We start from the raw sequence: 19,098 nt of genomic DNA on the forward strand, positions 1-19,098 counted from the left end.
GGGGTCTCTACCCTCGGGCGCGTGCGCCTCGTCATCGCCCGCTGCACGGTCGACTACGCGGGCCGTCTCACCGCCCACCTGCCCAGCGCGCTGCGCCTGCTGCTGGTCAAGGCCGACGGGTCGGTCAGCGTCCATGCCGACGATCGCGCCTACAAGCCGTTGAACTGGATGAGCCCGCCGTGCTGGCTCACCGAGGAGCCGGGTCTCTGGACGGTGCGCAACAAGGCCGACGAGACCCTGACCATCACCCTCGAGGAGATCCAGCACGACTCGCAGCACGAGCTCGGCGTCGACCCCGGCCTCGTCAAGGACGGCGTCGAGGCGCACCTGCAGGAGCTGCTGGCCGAGCACGTCCACACCCTCGGCGACGGCTGGACGCTGGTGCGCCGCGAGTTCCCCACCGCGATCGGCCCGGTCGACCTGCTCTGCCGCGACTCCGGTGGCGGCTCCGTGGCCGTGGAGATCAAGCGGCGCGGCGAGATCGACGGGGTCGAGCAACTCACCCGCTACCTCGAGCTGCTCAACCGCGACCCGCTGCTCGCCCCGGTGGCCGGCATCTTCGCCGCGCAGCAGATCAAGCCGCAGGCCCGGGTGCTCGCCACCGACCGCGGGATCCGGTGCGTGACGCTGGACTACGACGCGCTGCGCGGCATCGAGTCCGACGAGTTCCGGTTGTTCTGAGCCCGACGATGCGCCTCCCGCCCATCCGCCGACTCGTGACACGTCGGACGCCGAGGCGGCGGGTGCTGCCCGCCGAGGTGGGCGGGGAGTGCGTGTTCTGCGCGATCGTCGCCGGGCGGGCCGAGCACAGCCTCGTCGGGACGGACGACGGGGCCGTCGCGTTCCTCGACCTGCAGCCCGCGGTCGTCGGGCACAGCCTCGTCGTCCCGCGCCGCCACGTCGCGACCCTGGCCGACCTCACGCCGGCCGAGGGGGCGGCGGTCTGGGAGCTCGGCCGGCGGGTGGCGGCGGCCGCGCGGGCCGCCGGGCTCGCCGAGGGGGCGAACCTCTTCCTGGCCGACGGCGCCGCGGCGGGCCAGGAGGTGTGGCACGTCCACCTGCACGTGCTGCCGCGGACGGCGGCCGACGGTCTGCGTCTCGACGGCGCGTTCCGGATGGCGGAGCGCCCCGAGCTGGACGCCACGGCCACCCGTCTCCGCGACGCACTCGCCACATAGGTGTACCCGCCGGTAACGTCCCGCCCATGACGAGCACGGCAGCGCGGCCCGAGGCGAGTACTGGATCGTCCGGACAGACCTTCGACTCCCTCGACCCGCGGGACGGCTCGGTGATCGCGAGCCACCCGGTGCACACCGCCGACGAGGTGCGCGCGGTGGTCGACCGGGCCCGGCGCGCGTCGACGTGGTGGGCCGACCTCGGCTTCGACGGCCGCCGGGAGCGCCTCGGGACGTGGCGCCGGCTCCTCATCGACCGGACCGACGAGCTGGCCGCGCTGGTGAGCCGGGAGACCGGCAAGCCGCTCGACGACGCCCGGCTCGAGGTCGTCCTCGTCATCGACCACCTGCACTGGGCCGGCAAGCACGCGAAGGCGGCGCTGGGGCGCAAGCGGTTCGAGGCCGGCGCGCTCATGGTGAACCACCGCGCGACGATCGAGTACCGCCCGCTCGGCGTGATCGGCGTGCTGGGCCCGTGGAACTACCCGGTCTTCACCCCGATGGGCTCGATCGGCTACGCCCTCGCCGCGGGCAACGCGGTGGTCTTCAAGCCGAGCGAGCTGACCCCGGGGGTGGGCCAGTGGCTGGCCGACTCGTTCGCCGAGGTGATCCCGGAGGCCGACGGGCTCTTCGGCCTCGTCACCGGCGAGGGCGAGACCGGCGCCGCGCTGTGCCGGTCGGGCGTCGACAAGATCGCGTTCACCGGCTCGACGGCCACCGCGAAGAAGGTCATGGCCACCTGCGCGGAGACCCTCACGCCCATCCTCGCGGAGTGCGGCGGCAAGGACGCGCTGCTGGTCGACCACGACGCCGACCTCGACGACGCCGCGGCCGCGGCGGTCTGGGGCGCGATGTCGAACGCGGGCCAGACCTGCATCGGGATCGAGCGCGTGTACGTCGTCGACTCGGTGGCCGAGGCGTTCCTCGACAAGGTGGCCCAGCGCGCGGCCACGATCCGCCCGGGCGGCGAGGCCCGCTCGATCTACGGGCCGATCACCATGCCCAGCCAGATCGGGATCATCGCCGGCCAGATCGACGACGCCCTGACCCGTGGGGGACGGGCCGTCGTCGGGGGCCGCGACTCGGTGCGCGCGCCGTACGTCGACCCGGTGGTGCTCGCCGACGTCCCCGAGGACTCCTCGGCGGTCACCGACGAGACGTTCGGCCCGACGCTCGTCGTGAACCGGGTGCGCGACCTCGACGAGGCCGTCGAGCGCGCCAACGCCTCGCGCTACGGGCTCGGCGGCGCCGTGTTCGCGAAGAAGCGCGGCTACGAGGCGGCGCGGAAGCTGCGCTGCGGGATGGTCTCGGTCAACGGGGTCATCGCGTTCGCGGCGATGCCGTCGCTGCCCTTCGGCGGGGTCGGCGACTCCGGGTTCGGCCGCATCCACGGCCGCGACGGGCTCCGGGAGTTCACCCGCGTGCTGGCGGTCTCCGAGCGGCGCTTCAAGAGCCTCAACGTCATGACGTTCGAGCGGCCGAGCTGGGTGGTCAAGGCCCTGTCGATGCTGGCCGGACTGATCTACCGGCGGAACCGGTAAAGCCGGCCATGGGTCGTGTCACTCCGTCCGGACGTGTCGCCGGCCCGTGACAGGATCGCCGAAATCTTTCCTCGACGAAGGGACAGTGGACGTGGCGCGCGAGTTCGCCCGGGTGGGTGTGGTCGGTCTGGGCACGATGGGCGCGGGCATCGTCGAGGTGTTCGCCAAGGGCGGCATCGAGGTGGTCGCGGTCGAGGTCACCGAGGCCGCCGCGACGCACGGCAGGGAGACCATCGAGTCCTCCACCGCGCGCGCCGTGTCCCGCGGCAAGCTCGCCGAGGACGACCGCACCGCGCTGCTCGAGCGGGTCCGCGTGACCACCGACATGGGCGAGCTCGCCGACGTGGCCCTGGTCGTCGAGGCGGTGCCCGAGCGCCTCGAGCTCAAGACCGAGGTCTTCGCCGCGCTTGACAAGGTGTGCGCGCCCGAGACGATCTTCGCGTCGAACACCTCGTCGCTGTCGATCACCGAGCTGTCGGTGCGCACCCAGCGGCCCAGCAAGGTCGTCGGGATGCACTTCTTCAACCCGGCGCCCGTGCAGCCGCTGGTGGAGCTGGTGCGCACCGTCGTCACCGAGCCCGACGTGGTCGACGACGTCCGGGCCCTGGCCGAGAGCCTGGGCAAGTCGCCGGTGGTGTGCGGCGACCGCGCCGGCTTCATCGCCAACCAGCTGCTGTTCACGTACCTCAACCAGGCCGTGGGCATGTTCGAGTCGCACTACGCCGGCCGCGAGGACCTCGACGCGGCGATGCGCTTCGGCTGCGGCTACCCGATGGGCCCGCTGGCGCTGATGGACCTCATCGGTCTCGACACCGCCTACGAGATCCTCGAGGAGATGTACCGGCAGTCGCGCAACCAGCGCCACGCGCCGGCGCCGGTCCTCAAGCAGATGATCACCGCGGGCCTGCTCGGCCGGAAGACCGGGCGCGGCTTCTACACCTACGCCGAGCCCGGCTCGTCGCAGGTCGTGCCCGACTCGCTGACCCCGCCGCCGCCCGGCGAGGACGACGCGACGCTGCGCCCGATCCACCGCGTCGGCGTGGTGGGCACCGGCACGATGGCGACCGGCATCGCGGAGGTCTTCGCGAAGTCGGGCTACGACGTCGTCGTGCGCGGCCGCTCGGAGTCCAAGGTCGAGGGCGCCGTCGCGGCGGTGCGCAAGTCGCTGGAGAAGGCGGTCGTCAAGGGCAAGCTGACCGAGGAGGCCCGCGACGAGACGCTGGGCCGCATCACCACCACGGTCGACTTCGCGGGCCTGGCCGAGTGCGACATCGTCGTGGAGGCCATCGCCGAGGACCTCGAGGTCAAGCAGGCGGTCTTCTCCGCGCTCGACGAGGTCTGCAAGCCCGGCACCATCCTCGCGACGACCACGTCCTCGCTGCCGGTGGTGGAGTGCGCCGCCTCGACCTCGCGGCCCCAGGACGTCGTCGGAATGCACTTCTTCAACCCGGCCGCGGTGATGAAGCTCGTCGAGATCGTCTCGCCGATCACCACCGCGCCCGACGTCACCGCGACCGTGCGCGACCTCTGCGCGAAGATCAAGAAGGCGCCGGTGCTCTGCGGGGACCGCGCGGGCTTCATCGTCAACGCGCTGCTCTTCCCGTACCTCAACGACTCCGTCGCGATGCTCGACGCGCACTACGCGACCGTCGACGACATCGACTCGGCCATGAAGAACGGCTGTGGCCTGCCGATGGGGCCGTTCGCCCTGCTCGACGTGGTGGGCCTGGACGTGTCGCTCGCGATCGAGCGCTCGCTGTACCAGGAGTTCCGCGTCCCCGGCTTCGCCCCGACGCCGCTGCTCGAGCAGCTCGTCACGGCGGGCCGCCTGGGCCGCAAGACCGGCCACGGGTTCCGGGACTACCGGTGAGCACCCGTGAGCACTAGTCCGTGCCCGGGCACGGATTAGTGCTCTCCAGGCGTAGCCACCTCCCATGAGCAGACGCAACCGACGGGCAGCGGGCGGCGAACCCCGTCCGCTGTTCGGCGGCGCCCTGAGCAGCGTCGAGCGCGGCGGGCGTCGCTGGGCGGTGCGCCGCGTCGCCGGGTCGGCGGCCACGAAGATCTACCGCTGCCCGGGCTGCAACCAGGAGATCTTCCCGGGCACGTCGCACGTCGTCGCCTGGCCGACCGACGACATCGGGGGCGGCGACGAGCGCCGGCACTGGCACACGGGGTGCTGGGCGCGTGGGTGAGCCCTGGCCCCGGCGGGTCGGGCGGTGGCTGCTGGGCCTGTTCCTGCTCGCGGCCGGGCTCCTGCACCTGACGACGCTGCGGGTCGAGTTCCGCTCCCAGGTGCCGTCGTGGTTCCCCGTGGACGCCGACCTCGTCGTCCTGGCCTCGGGCGTCGTCGAGATCGCCCTCGGGCTGGCGCTGCTGCTCCTGGCGGCGCGCCGCCGCGCGGTGGGCGTCGTGGTGGCGCTCTTCCTCGTCGCGGTCTTCCCCGGGAACCTCTGGCAGTACCTCGACGGGGTGTCCGCGTTCGGGCTCGACGACGACCGGTCGCGGCTGGTCCGGCTGTTCGTCCAGCCCCTGCTGATCCTCTGGGCCCTGTGGGCGACCGGGGTTCTCAGTCGAACCAGCCGGCGGGAGCGGTCCCGGACAGGCGTCGGGTGAGCGCCCGGGCGGCCGACCGGGTCGCCGCGGCGATCTCCTGCTCGCCCGACACCGGACGGTCGCCGCGGGAGGTCACGCTGAAGGCCGCCACCGGGGCGCCGTGGTGGTCGAACGCGCACGCGCCGATCGACCGCATGCCCGGGGTGATCATCCCGTCCTCGAGGGCCCAGCCGCGGCGGCGTTCCGCGGTGAGCAGCGCCCGCAGCTCGGTCGGGGTCGTGGGTCCGGTGTCCGTGCGGACCACGAGCGAGGAGGGCGCCGGGAAGAGAGCCCGCAGCTGCGCCGGGCCCAGGTGCGCGAGCATCGAGCGCCCGTTGGCCGTGAGCGACGCGGGGAGCCGCACCCCGACGTCGGTGACCAGCGAGACCGGGGCCTCCTGCGGCGGGCGCTCCTTGACCAGGTAGAGCGTGTCCGGGCCGTGCAGGATGCCGAGGTGGGCGATCTCGCCGGTCCGGAGGGCCAGGCGCCGGGTGAGGGGCCGGCCGAGGTGCTCCAGCGGGGCCTGCCGGAGGTAGGCGCTGCCGATCTCGAAGGCCGCGACGCCCAGGCCGTACGCGCGCTCCTCCGGGTAGTGCAGGACGAAGCCGCGCTCGGTGAGCACCGCCAGCAGGTGGTAGGCCGACGAGCGCGGCATCCCGAGGTCGCGGATCAGCGCGGCCCCGGCGACCGGGCCGGGGCGACCGGCCAGGTGGAGCAGCACGTCGAGCGCCCGCCCGACCGCCGGCGACGTGCTGCTGGCCATGGCCGACCCCGCTCGTCGTACGTCTCGGATACGAGACCACCGTAGGGCACCGGCCCTGGGCCCGGCCTCTGCGATCCGGTGCACTCGACGGTGTCCCGCTCCGACACCCGACGTGGAGGACCACCCCGTGACCTCGTCACCGACCCGACCCGCGGTGCGGGCCCCGCGCGGCAGCGAGCTGTCCTGCCGCGGCTGGCAGCAGGAGGCCGTGCTGCGGATGCTGATGAACAACCTCGACCCCGAGGTCGCCGAGCACCCCGAGGACCTCGTCGTCTACGGCGGCACCGGCCGGGCCGCCCGGAGCTGGGAGGCGTTCGACGCGATCGTCGCGTGCCTGCGCGACCTCGGTGACGACGAGACCCTGCTCGTGCAGTCGGGGAAGCCGGTCGGCGTGCTGCGGACCCACCCGTGGGCGCCCCGCGTGCTGATCGCCAACGCCAACCTCGTCGGCGACTGGGCCGACTGGACGCAGTTCCGCCGGCTCGAGGCCGCCGGGCTCACCATGTACGGGCAGATGACGGCCGGATCGTGGATCTACATCGGGACCCAGGGGATCCTGCAGGGCACCTACGAGACGTTCGCGGCGGTCGCCCGCCGGCGCGGTGGCACGCTCGCGGGCACCATCACCCTCACCGCCGGGCTCGGCGGTATGGGCGGCGCCCAGCCCCTCGCGGTGACGATGAACGACGGCGTCGCCCTCTGCGTCGACTGCGACCCGACCCGCGTCGAGCGCCGCATCGCCCACCGCTACCTCGACGTCCGGGCCGACGACCTCGACGACGCCCTGCGGCGCGCCGTCGAGGCGCGGGACGCGCGGCGGCCGCTGTCGATCGGCGTGGTCGGCAACGCCGCGGAGGTCGTGCCGGAGCTGCTGCGCCGCGGGGCCCCGATCGACGTGGTCACCGACCAGACCTCGGCGCACGACCCCCTGGCCTACCTCCCCATCGGGATGGCCGTCGAGGACCTCCGCGCCGCCGCCGCGGCCGATCCGGAGGGGGTCACGGCGCGGGCCCGGGCCGCCATGGCCGCGCACGTGGAGGCGATGGTCGGGTTCGCCGACCGGGGCGCCGAGGTGTTCGACTACGGCAACTCCATCCGCGACGAGGCGCGTCGCGGCGGCTACGACCGGGCGTTCGCCTTCCCCGGCTTCGTCCCCGCCTACATCCGGCCGCAGTTCGAGGAGGGACGCGGCCCGTTCCGGTGGGCGGCGCTCTCCGGCGACCCGGCCGACATCGCCGCGACCGACCGGGCGGTCCTCGAGCTCTTCCCCGACGACGAGGGCCTGCGCCGCTGGATCACGATGGCCGGCGAGCGGGTCGCCTTCGAGGGACTGCCCGCCCGGATCTGCTGGCTCGGCTACGGCGAGAGGCACCGGGCCGGGCTACGGTTCAACGAGATGGTGGCCTCCGGCGAGCTGAGCGCGCCCGTCGTGATCGGCCGCGACCACCTCGACTCCGGGTCGGTCGCCTCGCCGTACCGCGAGACGGAGGCGATGCTCGACGGGTCCGACGCGATCGCCGACTGGCCCCTGCTGAACGCCCTGGTGAACACCGCGTCCGGGGCGACGTGGGTGTCGGTGCACCACGGTGGCGGGGTCGGGATCGGCCGCTCCCAGCACGCCGGCCAGGTGTGCGTGGCCGACGGGACGGCGCTGGCGGCGGCGAAGCTGGAGCGGGTGCTCACCAACGACCCGGGCACGGGCGTGCTGCGCCACGTCGACGCCGGCTACGCGCACGCGGCCGCCGTCGCCGCCGAGCGCGGGCTGCGGATCCCCATGGGGGAGGACCGGTGAGCACGTTCGACGGCCTCTGGGCCGAGATCGGCGACGTCGGCCGCCACCGCCCGACCGGCGGCTACCGCCGCTCCGCCTGGGACGACGCCGACCTGACCCTGCGCGAGTGGTTCGCCGGGGCGGCGACGGCCCGCGGCATGGACGTCGACCGCGACCGCAACGGCAACCTGTGGGCCTGGTGGCTGCCGACGGGCTGGACCGGCGATCCGGTGGACGCGGTCGTCACCGGGTCCCACCTGGACTCCGTGCCCGACGGCGGGGCCTTCGACGGCCCCCTCGGGGTCGTCTCGTCCTTCGCCGCCGTCGACGCGCTCCGGGCCGAGGGGTTCGCGCCGCGCCGGCCGATCGGGATCGTCTGCTTCGCCGACGAGGAGGGCGCCCGGTTCGGCGTCGCGTGCGTCGGCTCCCGGCTGTCCACCGGGGCGCTCGACCCGGACCGGGCGCGCGGCCTGCGCGACGGGGACGGGCGCACGCTCGCGGAGGTGCTCGACCGGGCCGGGGTCGACCCGGCCGGGCTGGGCCGCGACGACCGGCTGGCCCGCCGGGTGGGGTCGTTCGTCGAGCTGCACGTGGAGCAGGGCCGGGCCCTGGACCGGCTCGACCGGCCGGTCGCGGTCGCCTCGTCGATCTGGCCGCACGGGCGCTGGCGGCTGCGCTTCACCGGCGAGGCCAACCACGCCGGGGCCACCCTGCTCGCCGACCGGCACGACCCGATGCTCCCCTGCGCGGCCACGGTCGGCGCCGCCCGCGTCCGCGCCGCGCAGCACGGGGCGGTGGCCACGGTCGGGAAGCTGGCGGTGACACCGAACGGCGCCAACGCCATCGCGTCCGAGGTCGTCGCCGTCCTGGACGCGCGCGGCCCCTCGGAGGCGGTGCTCGACGCGCTGACCCGGGACCTCTTCGCCGACGCCGCCGCGCACGCCCGGGCCGAGGGCACCGAGGTCGAGGTCGTCGCCGAGTCGCTGTCCCCGGTCGTCGAGTTCCCCGACGGCCCGCGGGCGCGGATCCGCGCGGTCCTCGGGGACCTGCCGGTGCTGCCGACCGCCGCCGGCCACGACGCCGGGGTCCTGGCCACCGAGGTCCCCACCGCGATGCTGTTCGTGCGGAACCCGACCGGCGTCTCCCATTCCCCGGCCGAGCACGCCGAGCGCGACGACTGCCTGGCCGGGGTCGACGCCCTGACGGCGGTCCTGCGGGACGGGGCCGGGTCGTGAGCGCCTGATGGTGCGAGCACGTGTGGACCGGGACCGGGCCGGTTCAGCGGGACGTGCTCGTCACCGTCGCCGCCGGCCGGATCACCGCCGTCACCCCGGGGGTCGCCCGGCCGGTCGGCACCCCGGTCCTGCGGGGGCTCGTCGTCCCCGGGCTCGCCAACGCGCACTCGCACGCCTTCCACCGGGTGCTCCGGTCGCGCACGCAGCGCGGGCAGGGCTCGTTCTGGACCTGGCGGGACCTGATGTACCGGGCGGCGGACCGGCTCGACCCGGACGGCTACCGCGAGCTCGCCACCGCGGTGTTCGCGGAGATGGCGCTGGCGGGCGTCACCGGGGTCGGCGAGTTCCACTACCTGCACCACGAGCGGGGCGGGCGGCGCTACGACGAGCCCAACGCGATGGGGCTCGCGCTCGCCGACGCCGCCCGGGCCGCAGGGCTCCGCCTGACCCTGCTCGACACCTGCTACCTCACCGCCGACGTGGCGGGCGCCCCCGTCGCCGGGACCCAGCTGCGCTTCTCCGACGGCAGCGGGGAGGCGTGGGCCGCCCGGGTCGACGACCTGCACGGTGCCCTGGCCGGGGTCGACGGCGTCCTCGTCGGCGCGGCGGCGCACTCGGTCCGGGCGGTCCCGCCCGCCCAGCTGCCCGCGGTCGTGGAGTGGGCGAGGGCGCGATCCGCGCCGCTGCACGCCCACGTCGCCGAGCAGACCGCCGAGGTGGCGGCCTGCCGCGCGGTGCACGGCCGGACCCCGGTCGAGCTGCTCGGCGACCACGGCGTGCTGGGACCCCGCAGCACCGCCGTGCACGCCACCCACCTCACCGACGCCGACGTCGGCGCGCTCCGGGCGACCGGGACCGCGGTCTGCTTCTGCCCCACCACGGAACGCGACCTCGGCGACGGCATCGGCCCGGCCCCCGCGCTGCTCGCGGAGCCGGCCGCGCCGCTGTGCCTCGGGTCGGACAGCCACGCGGTGATCGACCTGCTCGAGGAGGCCCGGGCCGTGGAGCTCGACGAGCGGCTGGCGCGCCGGGAACGCGGCGTGCTGGCCGCGGACACCCTGCTGGCGTGCGCGACTCGGCACGGGCACGCCGCCCTCGGGTTCGCCGACGCCGGGACGATCGCCCCCGGCGCGCGGGCCGACCTCGTGGCGCTGGACCTCGGATCGGTGCGCACCGCCGGGGGCGGGGCGACCGCGGAGACCGCGGTCTTCGCGGCGGGGGCCGCCGACGTCACCGACGTGGTCGTCGACGGCCGGGCCGTGGTGACCGACCGCCGGCACGCGACCGTGCCGGACGTCGCGCGCCGGCTCGCGGCCGTCGTTTCCCTCGTCCTCGACGGCGGGGAGAGGGAGCGCGCCGCATGAACGTGCTGCACACCGGCATCGGCGAGCTGGTCACCAACGACCCGGCGACCGGGGACGGGTCGCCGCTCGGGCTCCTGCACGACGCCGCCCTCGTCGTCGAGGACGACCGGATCGCCTGGGTCGGGCCCGCCCACCGGGCCCCGGCCGCGGACCGCCGGGTCGACCACGAGGGCGACGCCGTCATCCCCGGCTTCGTCGACAGCCACGCCCACCTCGTGTTCGCGGGGGAGCGGTCCGCGGAGTTCGCCGCGCGCGCGAGCGGCCGGCCCTACTCCGCCGGCGGCATCCGCACCACCGTCGCCGCGACCCGCGCCGCCTCCGACGAGGACCTCGACGCCGGCGTCGCGCGACTCGCCGGGGAGATGCTGGCCGCCGGCATCACGACCTTCGAGACCAAGAGCGGCTACGGGCTGACCGTCGCCGACGAGCGGCGTGCGCTCGAGATCGCCGGGCGGTGGACGCCGGAGACCACCTACCTGGGTGCGCACGTCGTCCCCGCCGAGTACGCCGCCCGTCGCGACGACTACGTCGACCTGGTCCGCGGGCCGATGCTCGACGCCTGTGCGCCGCACGCCCGCTGGGTGGACGTGTTCTGCGAGACCGGTGCCTTCGACGTCGACGAGGCCCGTGCCGTCCTGGAGGCCGGGCGCGACCGCGGGCTGGGCGTGCGGGCGCACGCCGGCCAGCTGGGCGAGGGCGGCGGGGTGCGACTCGCCGTGGGGCTCGGGGCCGCCGCGGTGGACCACTGCACGTTCCTGTCCGACGACGACGTCGAGGCCCTCGCGAGCGGCGCCACCGTGGCGACCCTGCTGCCGGGGGTCGAGTTCAGCACCCGCACCCCGTGGGCGGACGGCCGGCGGCTGCTCGACGCCGGGGTGCGGGTCGCGCTCGCCACGGACTGCAACCCGGGGAGCTCCTACACGTCGAGCACGGCGTTCTGCCTCGCCCTCGCCGTGCGGCACATGGGGCTGAGCCCCGCCGAGGCGCTGCACGCGGCCACCGCGGGCGGGGCGGCGGCGCTGCGCCGGTCCGACGTGGGGAGGCTGGTCCCCGGGGCCCGGGCCGACCTGGTCCGGCTCGCCGCGCCGTCCTACGTGCACCTGGCCTACCGACCGGGGGTGCCGCTGGTGCGGGAGGTCGTCAGCGGGGGAGTGCGGTACGGGACGGGGCGCCCGGAGCCCCTGGAGGAGGAACCATGACCGACCCGGACGCCTTCGTCGTCGACGGGAGCACGCTGAGCTGCGACGACGTGGTCCGCGTCGCGGCGGGTGACGTGCCGGTGACGGTCGCGCCGGAGGCGATGAAGGCCGTCCACCTCGCCTGGGAGACCGCGTGCGCGGCGAGCTCGACCCGGCCCGTCTACGGCCGCACCACCGGGGTCGGCGCGAACCGGGACGCCGTCGTCGGCCGCGGGACCGGTGACCACGACCTGCGCCTGCTGCTCAGCCACGCCGCCGGGGTCGGCGACCTGCTGGAGCCCCCCGTCGTCCGGGCCGCCATGCTGATCCGGCTCAACCAGCTCGCCGCCGCCGGGAGCGGCATCCACCCCCGCTTCGTGACGGCGCTGGAGACCGCGCTGCGGACCGGCGCCGTGCCGACGGTCCACGACGGCGGGTCGATCGGCACGGGCGACCTCGCCACCCTCGCCGAGATCGCGCTCGCGCTGACCGGGCACGCCCCGTGGGCCCGGGGCGCCGTCCGGTCGGTCGTGCTCGAACCCGGCGACGCCCTGGCGTTCATGTCCTCGAACGCCGTCACCCTGGCGCGGGCCGTGCTCGCCACGGACGCGCTGAGCCGGCTGCTCGCCTCCGCCCACACGGTGACGGCGCTGTCCTACTGCGCGCTCGCCGGGTCGCCGGAGGCGTTCGCCGAGGAGGTCCACGCCCGCCGTCCGCACCCCGGCTCGGTCCGTGCCGCCGCCCGGATGCGGGAGCTGCTGTGGCACGAGGGCGACCTCAGCCCCGGCCGGCGCATCCAGGACCCGTTCGGGCTGCGCGCCTTCCCCCAGGTCCACGGCCCGGCCCTGGACGCGGTCGACCGCCTGCGGGGCACCCTCGAGATCGAGGTGAACGCGGCCGCCGAGAACCCGCTGATCGACGTCGCCGGCGGCGGGGTGTTCCACCACGGGCTCTTCTCCACCGCGTACGTGGCGCTCGCGCTGGACCAGGTGCGCGCCGCGGTGCACCACTCCGCGGAGCTCTCGGCCGCCCGCCTCGGCGACCTGATGGAGCCGGAGTTCACCGGCCTCACCCCGTTCCTCGCCGCCGGTGCCGACGGCAGCTCCGGGCTGATGATCCTCGAGTACCTCACGCACGACGCCCTGGGCCGGCTGCGCCACGCCGCGGGCCCGGTGACGGTGGGGACGTCGGTGATCTCGCGCGGCGTGGAGGACCACGCGAGCTTCACCCCGCACGCCGCCCGCAGCACGGCGGCCTCGGTGGAGAGCTACCGGACCGTGCTGGCCTGCGAGCTCGTCGCCGCGGTCCGGGTGCTGCGGCTCGCCGGGACCGCGCCCCGCGGGCGTCTCCTCGCCGCCCGGTTCGCGGACCTGGACGCGACGCTGCCCGACGTCCGCGAGGACCACCGGGTCGGCGACGACGTCCACGCGGCGAGCGTCGCGATCGACCGGTGGGCCCGCACCGCGGTCTCCTGAGCCGCTGGGTCAGCCCGGGACGTCCCCGTAGGCGACGACCGACAGGAACCGGATCGGCAGCTCGACGAGGTCGCGCGGCCCGTGGGCGCCCTCGCCGTCGAGCTGCAGCGCGTCGCCCGGGCGCATCGTGTACGAGCCGTCGCCGTGGCCGTAGACCATCACGCCCTCGAGCATGTAGAGCAGCTCGGTGCCCGGGTGCTGGAAGAGCGGGAACTCCTCGCTGCGCTCCGTCAGCGTGACGAGGTGGGCCTCCATCCGCTTGTGCGGCCCGCGCAGGGCGCCGAGCAGCGCATAGTCGTGCCCCACCCGCGTGCCGCGGGCGACCGTGCGGGCGCCGCTCCCGGCCGGGGTGAACACCGCCTCGCGCGGCCCCTCGGCGTCGCGGAAGAGCGCCGTGACCGGCACCCCGAGCGCCGTGGCCAGCCGCCCGAGGGTGGTCAGCGAGCACGAGATCTGCGCGTTCTCGATCTTCGACAGCATGGCCTTGGAGATGCCGGCCCGGGTGGCGAGAGTGGCGAGCGTCTGGCCCGAGTCGCGCCGGATCCGGCGGACCTGCGTGCCGATCGCGCGCTCCAGGCGACCCTCGCCGTCGTCGGGCCGGTCGACCTCCCGGACCAGCGGTCCGGAACCCTCGCTCACCGCATCTGCCCTGCCCCGACGTACGGGTGCGGGCTGGTCAGCAGGTCGCCCTCGGCGAAGCGGGAGAGCCGGAAGTCCGACGCGGGCGTCTCCGGCACCGAGCTCGCCCCGTCGATCACGAGGTCGGCCACGAGACGTCCGACCTCCGGGGAGATCTTGAACCCGTGCCCGGAGAACCCCGCCGCGACCACCAGCCCGTCGAGGCCGTCGACGCGGGAGATCACCGGGTTGAAGTCGGGCGTCACGTCGTAGCAGCCGGCGTAGGTGGAGGCGATCGAGGCGTCGACCAACCCCGGGAACCGATTGCCGACCTTCTCGACGACGCGGTCGACGACCGCCTCCGAGGCCTGGTTCGAGTACCGGTCGGGGTCGGCGGGCTCGAGCCGGGCCAGGTCGGAGTTGCCGAAGAGCAGCTCGCCGCCGGGCTCGGACCGGATGTACTGCAGCGACACCAGGTCGGAGAACACCGGCACCTCGCCGAGGTCCTGCCCCGGGTCGACCAGCACGATCGACTCGCGGTGCACCGTGATCGGCAGCTCCACCTCGTGCGCGGCGAGCAGCGGCACCGACCACGGCCCCGCCGCGAGGACCACGGTGTCGGCCTCGAGCACCTCGCCGTCGCCCAGCCGCACACCCGTCACGCGCCCGTTCCGGACGACGAGGTCGGTCACCCGGGTGCCCTGCCGCAGGTGCGACCCGGCGCGCCGCGCCGTCGCGGAGAACGCCTGCGCGGTGCGGTAGGCGTCGCCGTAGCCGCCGCGCTCCTCCCACCCGAACGCCCCGAACGGCTCCAGGTCGGCGACCGGCCAGAGCTTCGCGACCTCGGCGCGGTCGATGTCCTCGGTGCGCACGCCGACGGCCCGCTGGTCGGCCATGGAGGCGTGGAGGGCGTCCACGTTCTGCTCGCCGACCCCGACGACGTAGCCGGTGCGCCGGAAGCCGACGTCCTCGCCGAGCACGTCGGCGGCCTGCTCGAGCACGTCGAGACTGCGGGTGGCCATGGCGGCCAGGGAGGACACCCCGTAGTGGCAGCGCACCACCCCGGAGGACTTCCCGGTGCCGCCCGACCCGACGGTGGCCCGCTCGAGCACGGTCACGTCGGTGACCCCGCGGCGGGTGAGCGCCCAGGCGGCGGCGCACCCCTCCAGGCCGCCCCCGACGATCAGCACCTCAGGCATGGCGCGCTCCGTTCTGCCCCGGGATCCAGTCCGTCCCCGCCAGCGGCACCCTCGCCATCGCGGCCGACTCCACGGTCAGCGCGACGAGGTCCTCGGGCTCGAGGTGGCGGACGTGGGACTTGCCGCAGGCCCGCGCGATCGTCTGGGCCTCCATCGTCAGGACCCGCAGGTAGTTCGCGAGCCGCCGCCCGCCCTCGACGGGATCGAGCCGGGCCGCGAGCTCCGGGTCCTGTGTGGTGATGCCGGCCGGGTCGCGGCCGTCCTGGAAGTCGTCGTAGTAGCCGGCCGCCGACCCGAGGGCCTCGTAGTCGGCGGCGAAACGCGGTGCGTTGTCGCCGAGCGCGACGAGCGCCGCGGTCCCGATCGCCACCGCGTCGGCGCCGAGCGCCATGGCCTTCGCGACGTCGGCGCCGGTGCGGATGCCCCCGGAGACGATCAGCTGGACGCCGTGGCGGTGCAGCCCGAGCTCCTGCAGGGCCCGGGTGGCCTGGGGGATCGCCGCGAGCGTCGGGATGCCGACGTGCTCGATGAAGACCTCCTGGGTGGCCGCCGTGCCGCCCTGCATCCCGTCGACGACCACCACGTCGGCGCCGGCGGCCACGGCCAGCTTCACGTCGTAGTAGGTGCGCGTGGCGCCGACCTTCACGTAGACCGGCTTCTCCCAGTCGGTGATCTCGCGCAGCTCGAGGATCTTGATGGCGAGGTCGTCGGGCCCGGTCCAGTCGGGGTGGCGGCAGGCGCTGCGCTGGTCGATGCCCGGCGGCAGCGTGCGCATCCCGGCGACCCGGTCGGAGATCTTCTGGCCGAGCAGCATCCCGCCGCCGCCCGGCTTCGCGCCCTGGCCGAGCACCACCTCGATCGCGTCCGCGGCGCGCAGGTCGGCCGGGTTCATGCCGTAGCGGCTGGGCAGGTACTGGTAGACGAGGTGCTTCGACTGGCCCCGCTCCTCGGGGGTCATGCCGCCGTCGCCGGTGGTGGTCGAGGTGCCCACCTCCGACGCGCCCCGCCCCAGGGCCTCCTTGGCCTGCGCCGACAGCGCCCCGAAGCTCATCCCCGCGATCGTCACCGGGGTCTCGAGGTGCAGCGGGTAGGCGGCGTTCCGGTCGCCCAGGACGACGTCGGTGCCGCAGCGCTCGCGGTAGCCCTCCAGCGGGTAGCGCGACATCGAGGCGCCGAGGAAGAGCAGGTCGTCGAAGTGCGGGACCGCCCGCTTCGCGCCCCAGCCGCGGATGTCGTACACCCCGGTCTCGGCGGCGCGCTGGATCTCCGCGATGACCCCGCGGTCGAACGTGGCCGACTCCCGCATCAGTAGCTCCCGTGCCCAGGCTGGAAGTGGTAGAGCCGCCGGGCGGAGCCGAAGCGGCGGAAGTCGCCCGGGTCGTGGTCGAGACCCGCGGCGGCGAGCAGCTCGGCCAGCTCGGCGCGGTGCTCCTCGCGCATCTCCTTCTCCACGCAGTCGGCGCCCAGCTCGCCCACGGCGCCCCGGACGTAGAGCCGCGCCTCGTAGATCGAGTCGCCCAGGGCGTCGCCCGCGTCGCCGCACACGACCATCCGGCCCGCCTGCGCCATGAACGCGCTCATCGGGCCGACCGAGCCGCCCACGACGATGTCCACGCCCTTCATCGAGATGCCGCAGCGCATCGACGCCGAGCCCTCGATCACCAGCAGCCCGCCGTGCGCCGTGGCCCCCGCCGACTGCGACGCGTCGCCGGTGACCCGCACGGTCCCCGACATCATGTTCTCGGCGACGCCCGTCCCGGCGTTGCCGCGGATCGTCACCGTGGCGCCGTCGTTCATCCCGGCCGCGTAGTAGCCGACGTGACCGTGGACCTCGACGGCCAGCTCGGCGTGGACCCCGGCGGCCACCGCGTGCGCGCCGTCGGGGTGGAGCACCTCGTAGGCCGTGGCCGACGGCCGGTGCAGCTCGGCGTTCAGCGCGCGCACGCCCCCGTCCGACAGGTCGAAGCTCACCGCGCCCATGCGTAGACCCTCCCCGGCTCGGGCTCGTACATCCGCGCGCCGTCGATGCCGGGGAGCCCGGCGAGCGCCCGGAACTCCGAGGCCATCGCCACCCACGCGTCGGTCTCGGCGATCACCGCGGGCTTGCAGGCGATCGGGTCGCGGACGACGGCGAACCCGTCCGCGCTGGTCACGAGCAGCGTGTAGAAGCCGTCGAAGGTCTCCCGCAGGCCGAGCAGCGCCTTCTCGAGGTCCTCCCCGGCCGCCAGGCGCGCCGCCACGTAGCGCGCGCCGACCTCCGAGTCGTTCTCCGAGTCGAACTCCACGCCCTGCCGGACGAGCTCGCGGCGGATCGAGGCGTGGTTGGAGAACGAGCCGTTGTGCACCAGGCACTGGTCGGGGCCCACCGAGAACGGGTGGCAGCCCTCCGGCGTCACCGCCGACTCCGTCGCCATCCGGGTGTGCGCGAGCCCCTGCCAGCCCCGCGCCCCCGCGAGGTCGTAGGTGACCGCCAGGTCGCGGGGGTGCCCCGTGCCCTTGTAGACGGTGAGGTCGCGGCCCGAGCCGATCACGGTGCTCGTCGGGAAGGCCTCCCGGACGACGGCCGTGAGCTCCTCCGGGCTCGTCGGCGCGGCGATGACCGTGGTGTCGCCCGCCCGGGTGACCACGGCGCCGTCGATCGCGACCTCGGCGTCGGGCGGCAGGAGCACCGACACGGCCGCGTGGCCCTCGGGCACCCGCCGGGTGTCGCCGTACACCGCCACGCCCGCGGAGTCGGGGCCGCGCGAGGTGACCCCCCGGAGCATGGACTCCAGCAGCACGCCGAGCCGCGGGTGCAGCCCGGGGTCGCGCAGGTGGAGTCCGACGATGCCGCACATCAGAAGGCCGTCAGGTACTGGTCGTGCTCCCAGGCGCCGACGCCGCCGTGCCAGTCGAGGAACTCCTCGCGCTTGAGGTCGGCGAAGTAGGTCGCGACGCCCGGGCCGGCGGCGTCGAGGGCCTTCCCGACGACCGCGTCGGCCCGCAGGGCGTCCACGGCGTGCAGCAGCGTGGGCGGGAGCTCCGGGCGGTCACCGGGGGAGTCGGGGTCGAGCCCGCGGTCGACGCCGTCGAGCCCGGCGGCCAGCGCCACGGCCAGCGCGAGGTAGGGGTTGGCGGCGCCGTCCCCGCCCCGGAGCTCGACGCGGTGGCCGTCGGGGACCCGGACGAGGTGCGTGCGGTCGTTGCCGCCCCAGGTGGCCCGGCGCGGCGACCAGGTGGCGCCGGAGCGCGTCGAGGTGGCGCCCGTGCGCTTGTAGGAGTTCACGGTGGGCGCGAGCACCGCCTGCATGCCGGGCGCGTGCTCGAGCAGGCCCGCCAGGAAGTGGTAGGCGAGATCGGAGAGGCCGTGGCCCCGGCCGTCGTCGGCGGAGGGGAACCGGGACGAGCCGTCGGACCAGAGCGAGAGGTGCAGGTGCAGGCCCGAGCCGGTGCGGTCGGCGAACGGCTTGGGCATGAACGTGGCCGTCATCCCGCGCTGCTCGGCGAGCATCGAGATCAGGTAGCGGGCGGTGATGACCCGGTCGGCCGTGGTCAGCGCGTCGGCGTAGGCGAAGTTCTGCTCGAACTGCCCGTTCGCGTCCTCGTGGTCGTTGGCGTAGTTGCCCCAGCCCAGGGCGTTCATCGCCGTCGACACCGCGGTCAGGTGGTCGTACATCCGGGTCAGGCCGCGCGCGTCGTAGCAGGGGCGCCGGCCGTCGTCGAGGGAGTCGGCGGGCCGCAGCGTGCCGTCGGCGTCGCGGGCGACGAGGAAGTACTCGACCTCCGCGCCGGCCATCAGCTCGAGCCCGGCGGCCCGCTCCAGCGCGGCCTTGAGCAGCACCCGCGGCGCGAACGGCCACGGCCGGCCCTCGACGTGCGGGTCGCAGTGCACGAGGGCCAGGCCGTCGCGGACCCAGGGGAGCGGGGTGTAGCTGGCGACGTCGGGGACCGCGACGAGGTCGGGGTCGCAGGGCTGCTGCCCGATCGCCCCGACCGCGTAGCCGGCGAACCCGACGCCCTCGTGCTCGAGCTCGTCGGCGTACTCGACCGGCACGAGCTTCGCGCACGGCTTGCCGGTGAGGTCGACGAACAGGGCGAGCAGGAACCGCACGCCGTCGGCCCGGGCGCGCCGGGCCAGGGAGGCGGGGGCCGCGACGGTCGCGGGCGCGTCGGTGACGGTCATGGGGCTCCTCGAGGCTGTTCTC

General features: G+C 75.1%; 18 protein-coding genes. 11 read left to right on the forward strand and 7 right to left on the reverse strand.

What is annotated here, in order from left to right; translation table 11 throughout:
• The first annotated feature begins 21 nt into the window (after nucleotides 1-21).
• The 6 genes from nucS to ACFPBZ_RS03900 all read left to right on the forward strand — a co-directional run bounded on the left by nucS (nucleotide 22) and on the right by ACFPBZ_RS03900 (nucleotide 5,332).
• Nucleotides 22-681: an endonuclease NucS gene (gene nucS, locus ACFPBZ_RS03875; protein WP_378034681.1), complete on the forward strand. Its 660-nt coding sequence runs from the start codon at nucleotides 22-24 to the stop codon at nucleotides 679-681.
• A gap of 35 nt (nucleotides 682-716) precedes the next feature.
• Nucleotides 717-1,178 (forward strand): HIT family protein, encoded by a 462-nt coding sequence (locus ACFPBZ_RS03880; protein WP_378034682.1) that lies wholly within the window; start codon nucleotides 717-719, stop codon nucleotides 1,176-1,178.
• Between the two features lie 26 nt (nucleotides 1,179-1,204).
• Nucleotides 1,205-2,716 carry an aldehyde dehydrogenase family protein gene (locus ACFPBZ_RS03885; RefSeq protein WP_378034683.1) on the forward strand — a complete coding sequence of 504 codons (1,512 nt, stop codon included), beginning with the start codon at nucleotides 1,205-1,207 and terminating at the stop codon, nucleotides 2,714-2,716.
• A 91-nt stretch (nucleotides 2,717-2,807) separates the two neighbouring features.
• The gene (locus tag ACFPBZ_RS03890) at nucleotides 2,808-4,586 is read left to right on the forward strand and encodes a 3-hydroxyacyl-CoA dehydrogenase family protein (protein ID WP_378034684.1); all 1,779 of its coding nucleotides are present in this window, start codon (nucleotides 2,808-2,810) and stop codon (nucleotides 4,584-4,586) included.
• Between the two features lie 64 nt (nucleotides 4,587-4,650).
• The gene (locus tag ACFPBZ_RS03895; RefSeq protein WP_378034685.1) at nucleotides 4,651-4,911 is read left to right on the forward strand and encodes a hypothetical protein; all 261 of its coding nucleotides are present in this window, start codon (nucleotides 4,651-4,653) and stop codon (nucleotides 4,909-4,911) included.
• On the forward strand, nucleotides 4,904-5,332 hold the full coding sequence (locus tag ACFPBZ_RS03900; RefSeq protein WP_378034686.1) for a DoxX family protein: 429 nt from the start codon (nucleotides 4,904-4,906) through the stop codon (nucleotides 5,330-5,332). Before ACFPBZ_RS03895 ends, ACFPBZ_RS03900 begins: the two co-directional genes overlap by 8 nt.
• Here ACFPBZ_RS03900 and ACFPBZ_RS03905 read toward each other — a convergent pair.
• Nucleotides 5,286-6,074, reverse strand: coding sequence for an IclR family transcriptional regulator (locus ACFPBZ_RS03905; protein ID WP_378034687.1), 789 nt, complete (start codon nucleotides 6,072-6,074; stop codon nucleotides 5,286-5,288). The two genes, ACFPBZ_RS03900 and ACFPBZ_RS03905, sit on opposite strands and share 47 nt — an antisense overlap.
• Before the next feature lie 127 nt (nucleotides 6,075-6,201).
• Here ACFPBZ_RS03905 and hutU point away from each other — a divergent pair, with 127 nt between their 5' ends.
• From hutU to ACFPBZ_RS03930, 5 genes are read left to right on the forward strand one after another with little or no spacing between them, the layout of a single operon-like run.
• Nucleotides 6,202-7,866, forward strand: a complete 1,665-nt coding sequence (gene hutU, locus ACFPBZ_RS03910; protein ID WP_378034688.1) for a urocanate hydratase — start codon at nucleotides 6,202-6,204, stop codon at nucleotides 7,864-7,866.
• A complete protein-coding gene (locus tag ACFPBZ_RS03915) occupies nucleotides 7,863-9,080 on the forward strand; it encodes an allantoate amidohydrolase (RefSeq protein WP_378034689.1) in 1,218 nt (405 codons plus the stop codon). Before hutU ends, ACFPBZ_RS03915 begins: the two co-directional genes overlap by 4 nt.
• A 20-nt stretch (nucleotides 9,081-9,100) precedes the next feature.
• Nucleotides 9,101-10,444 (forward strand): formimidoylglutamate deiminase, encoded by a 1,344-nt coding sequence (locus tag ACFPBZ_RS03920; protein WP_378034690.1) that lies wholly within the window; start codon nucleotides 9,101-9,103, stop codon nucleotides 10,442-10,444.
• Nucleotides 10,441-11,643, forward strand: a complete 1,203-nt coding sequence (hutI, locus tag ACFPBZ_RS03925) for an imidazolonepropionase (protein ID WP_378034691.1) — start codon at nucleotides 10,441-10,443, stop codon at nucleotides 11,641-11,643. Before ACFPBZ_RS03920 ends, hutI begins: the two co-directional genes overlap by 4 nt.
• Entirely contained in the window at nucleotides 11,640-13,097 is a 1,458-nt protein-coding gene (locus ACFPBZ_RS03930) for an aromatic amino acid ammonia-lyase (protein WP_378034692.1), read from the forward strand. The genes hutI and ACFPBZ_RS03930 overlap by 4 nt, the downstream gene beginning before the upstream one ends.
• 9 nt (nucleotides 13,098-13,106) lie before the next feature.
• Here the strand turns inward: ACFPBZ_RS03930 and ACFPBZ_RS03935 are convergent, their stop codons facing one another.
• Genes ACFPBZ_RS03935 through glnT form a run of 6 tightly spaced genes read right to left on the reverse strand, consistent with a single transcriptional unit; the run spans nucleotide 13,107 to nucleotide 19,076 of the window.
• On the reverse strand, nucleotides 13,107-13,736 hold the full coding sequence (locus tag ACFPBZ_RS03935; RefSeq protein ID WP_378034693.1) for a helix-turn-helix domain-containing protein: 630 nt from the start codon (nucleotides 13,734-13,736) through the stop codon (nucleotides 13,107-13,109).
• Nucleotides 13,733-14,914, reverse strand: coding sequence for an NAD(P)/FAD-dependent oxidoreductase (locus ACFPBZ_RS03940; protein ID WP_378034694.1), 1,182 nt, complete (start codon nucleotides 14,912-14,914; stop codon nucleotides 13,733-13,735). The genes ACFPBZ_RS03935 and ACFPBZ_RS03940 overlap by 4 nt, the downstream gene beginning before the upstream one ends.
• Entirely contained in the window at nucleotides 14,907-16,220 is a 1,314-nt protein-coding gene (locus ACFPBZ_RS03945) for an FMN-binding glutamate synthase family protein (RefSeq protein WP_378034695.1), read from the reverse strand. Before ACFPBZ_RS03945 ends, ACFPBZ_RS03940 begins: the two co-directional genes overlap by 8 nt.
• On the reverse strand, nucleotides 16,220-16,894 hold the full coding sequence (locus ACFPBZ_RS03950) for a GltB/FmdC/FwdC-like GXGXG domain-containing protein (protein WP_378034696.1): 675 nt from the start codon (nucleotides 16,892-16,894) through the stop codon (nucleotides 16,220-16,222). The genes ACFPBZ_RS03945 and ACFPBZ_RS03950 overlap by 1 nt, the downstream gene beginning before the upstream one ends.
• Nucleotides 16,882-17,751: a class II glutamine amidotransferase domain-containing protein gene (locus tag ACFPBZ_RS03955; RefSeq protein WP_378034697.1), complete on the reverse strand. Its 870-nt coding sequence runs from the start codon at nucleotides 17,749-17,751 to the stop codon at nucleotides 16,882-16,884. The genes ACFPBZ_RS03950 and ACFPBZ_RS03955 overlap by 13 nt, the downstream gene beginning before the upstream one ends.
• Nucleotides 17,751-19,076, reverse strand: a complete 1,326-nt coding sequence (gene glnT, locus ACFPBZ_RS03960) for a type III glutamate--ammonia ligase (protein ID WP_378034698.1) — start codon at nucleotides 19,074-19,076, stop codon at nucleotides 17,751-17,753. Before glnT ends, ACFPBZ_RS03955 begins: the two co-directional genes overlap by 1 nt.
• Nucleotides 19,077-19,098 lie beyond the last annotated feature (22 nt).

This window comes from Actinomycetospora atypica, from assembly GCF_042653685.1.
Taxonomy (GTDB): Bacteria; Actinomycetota; Actinomycetes; order Mycobacteriales; family Pseudonocardiaceae; genus Actinomycetospora; species Actinomycetospora atypica.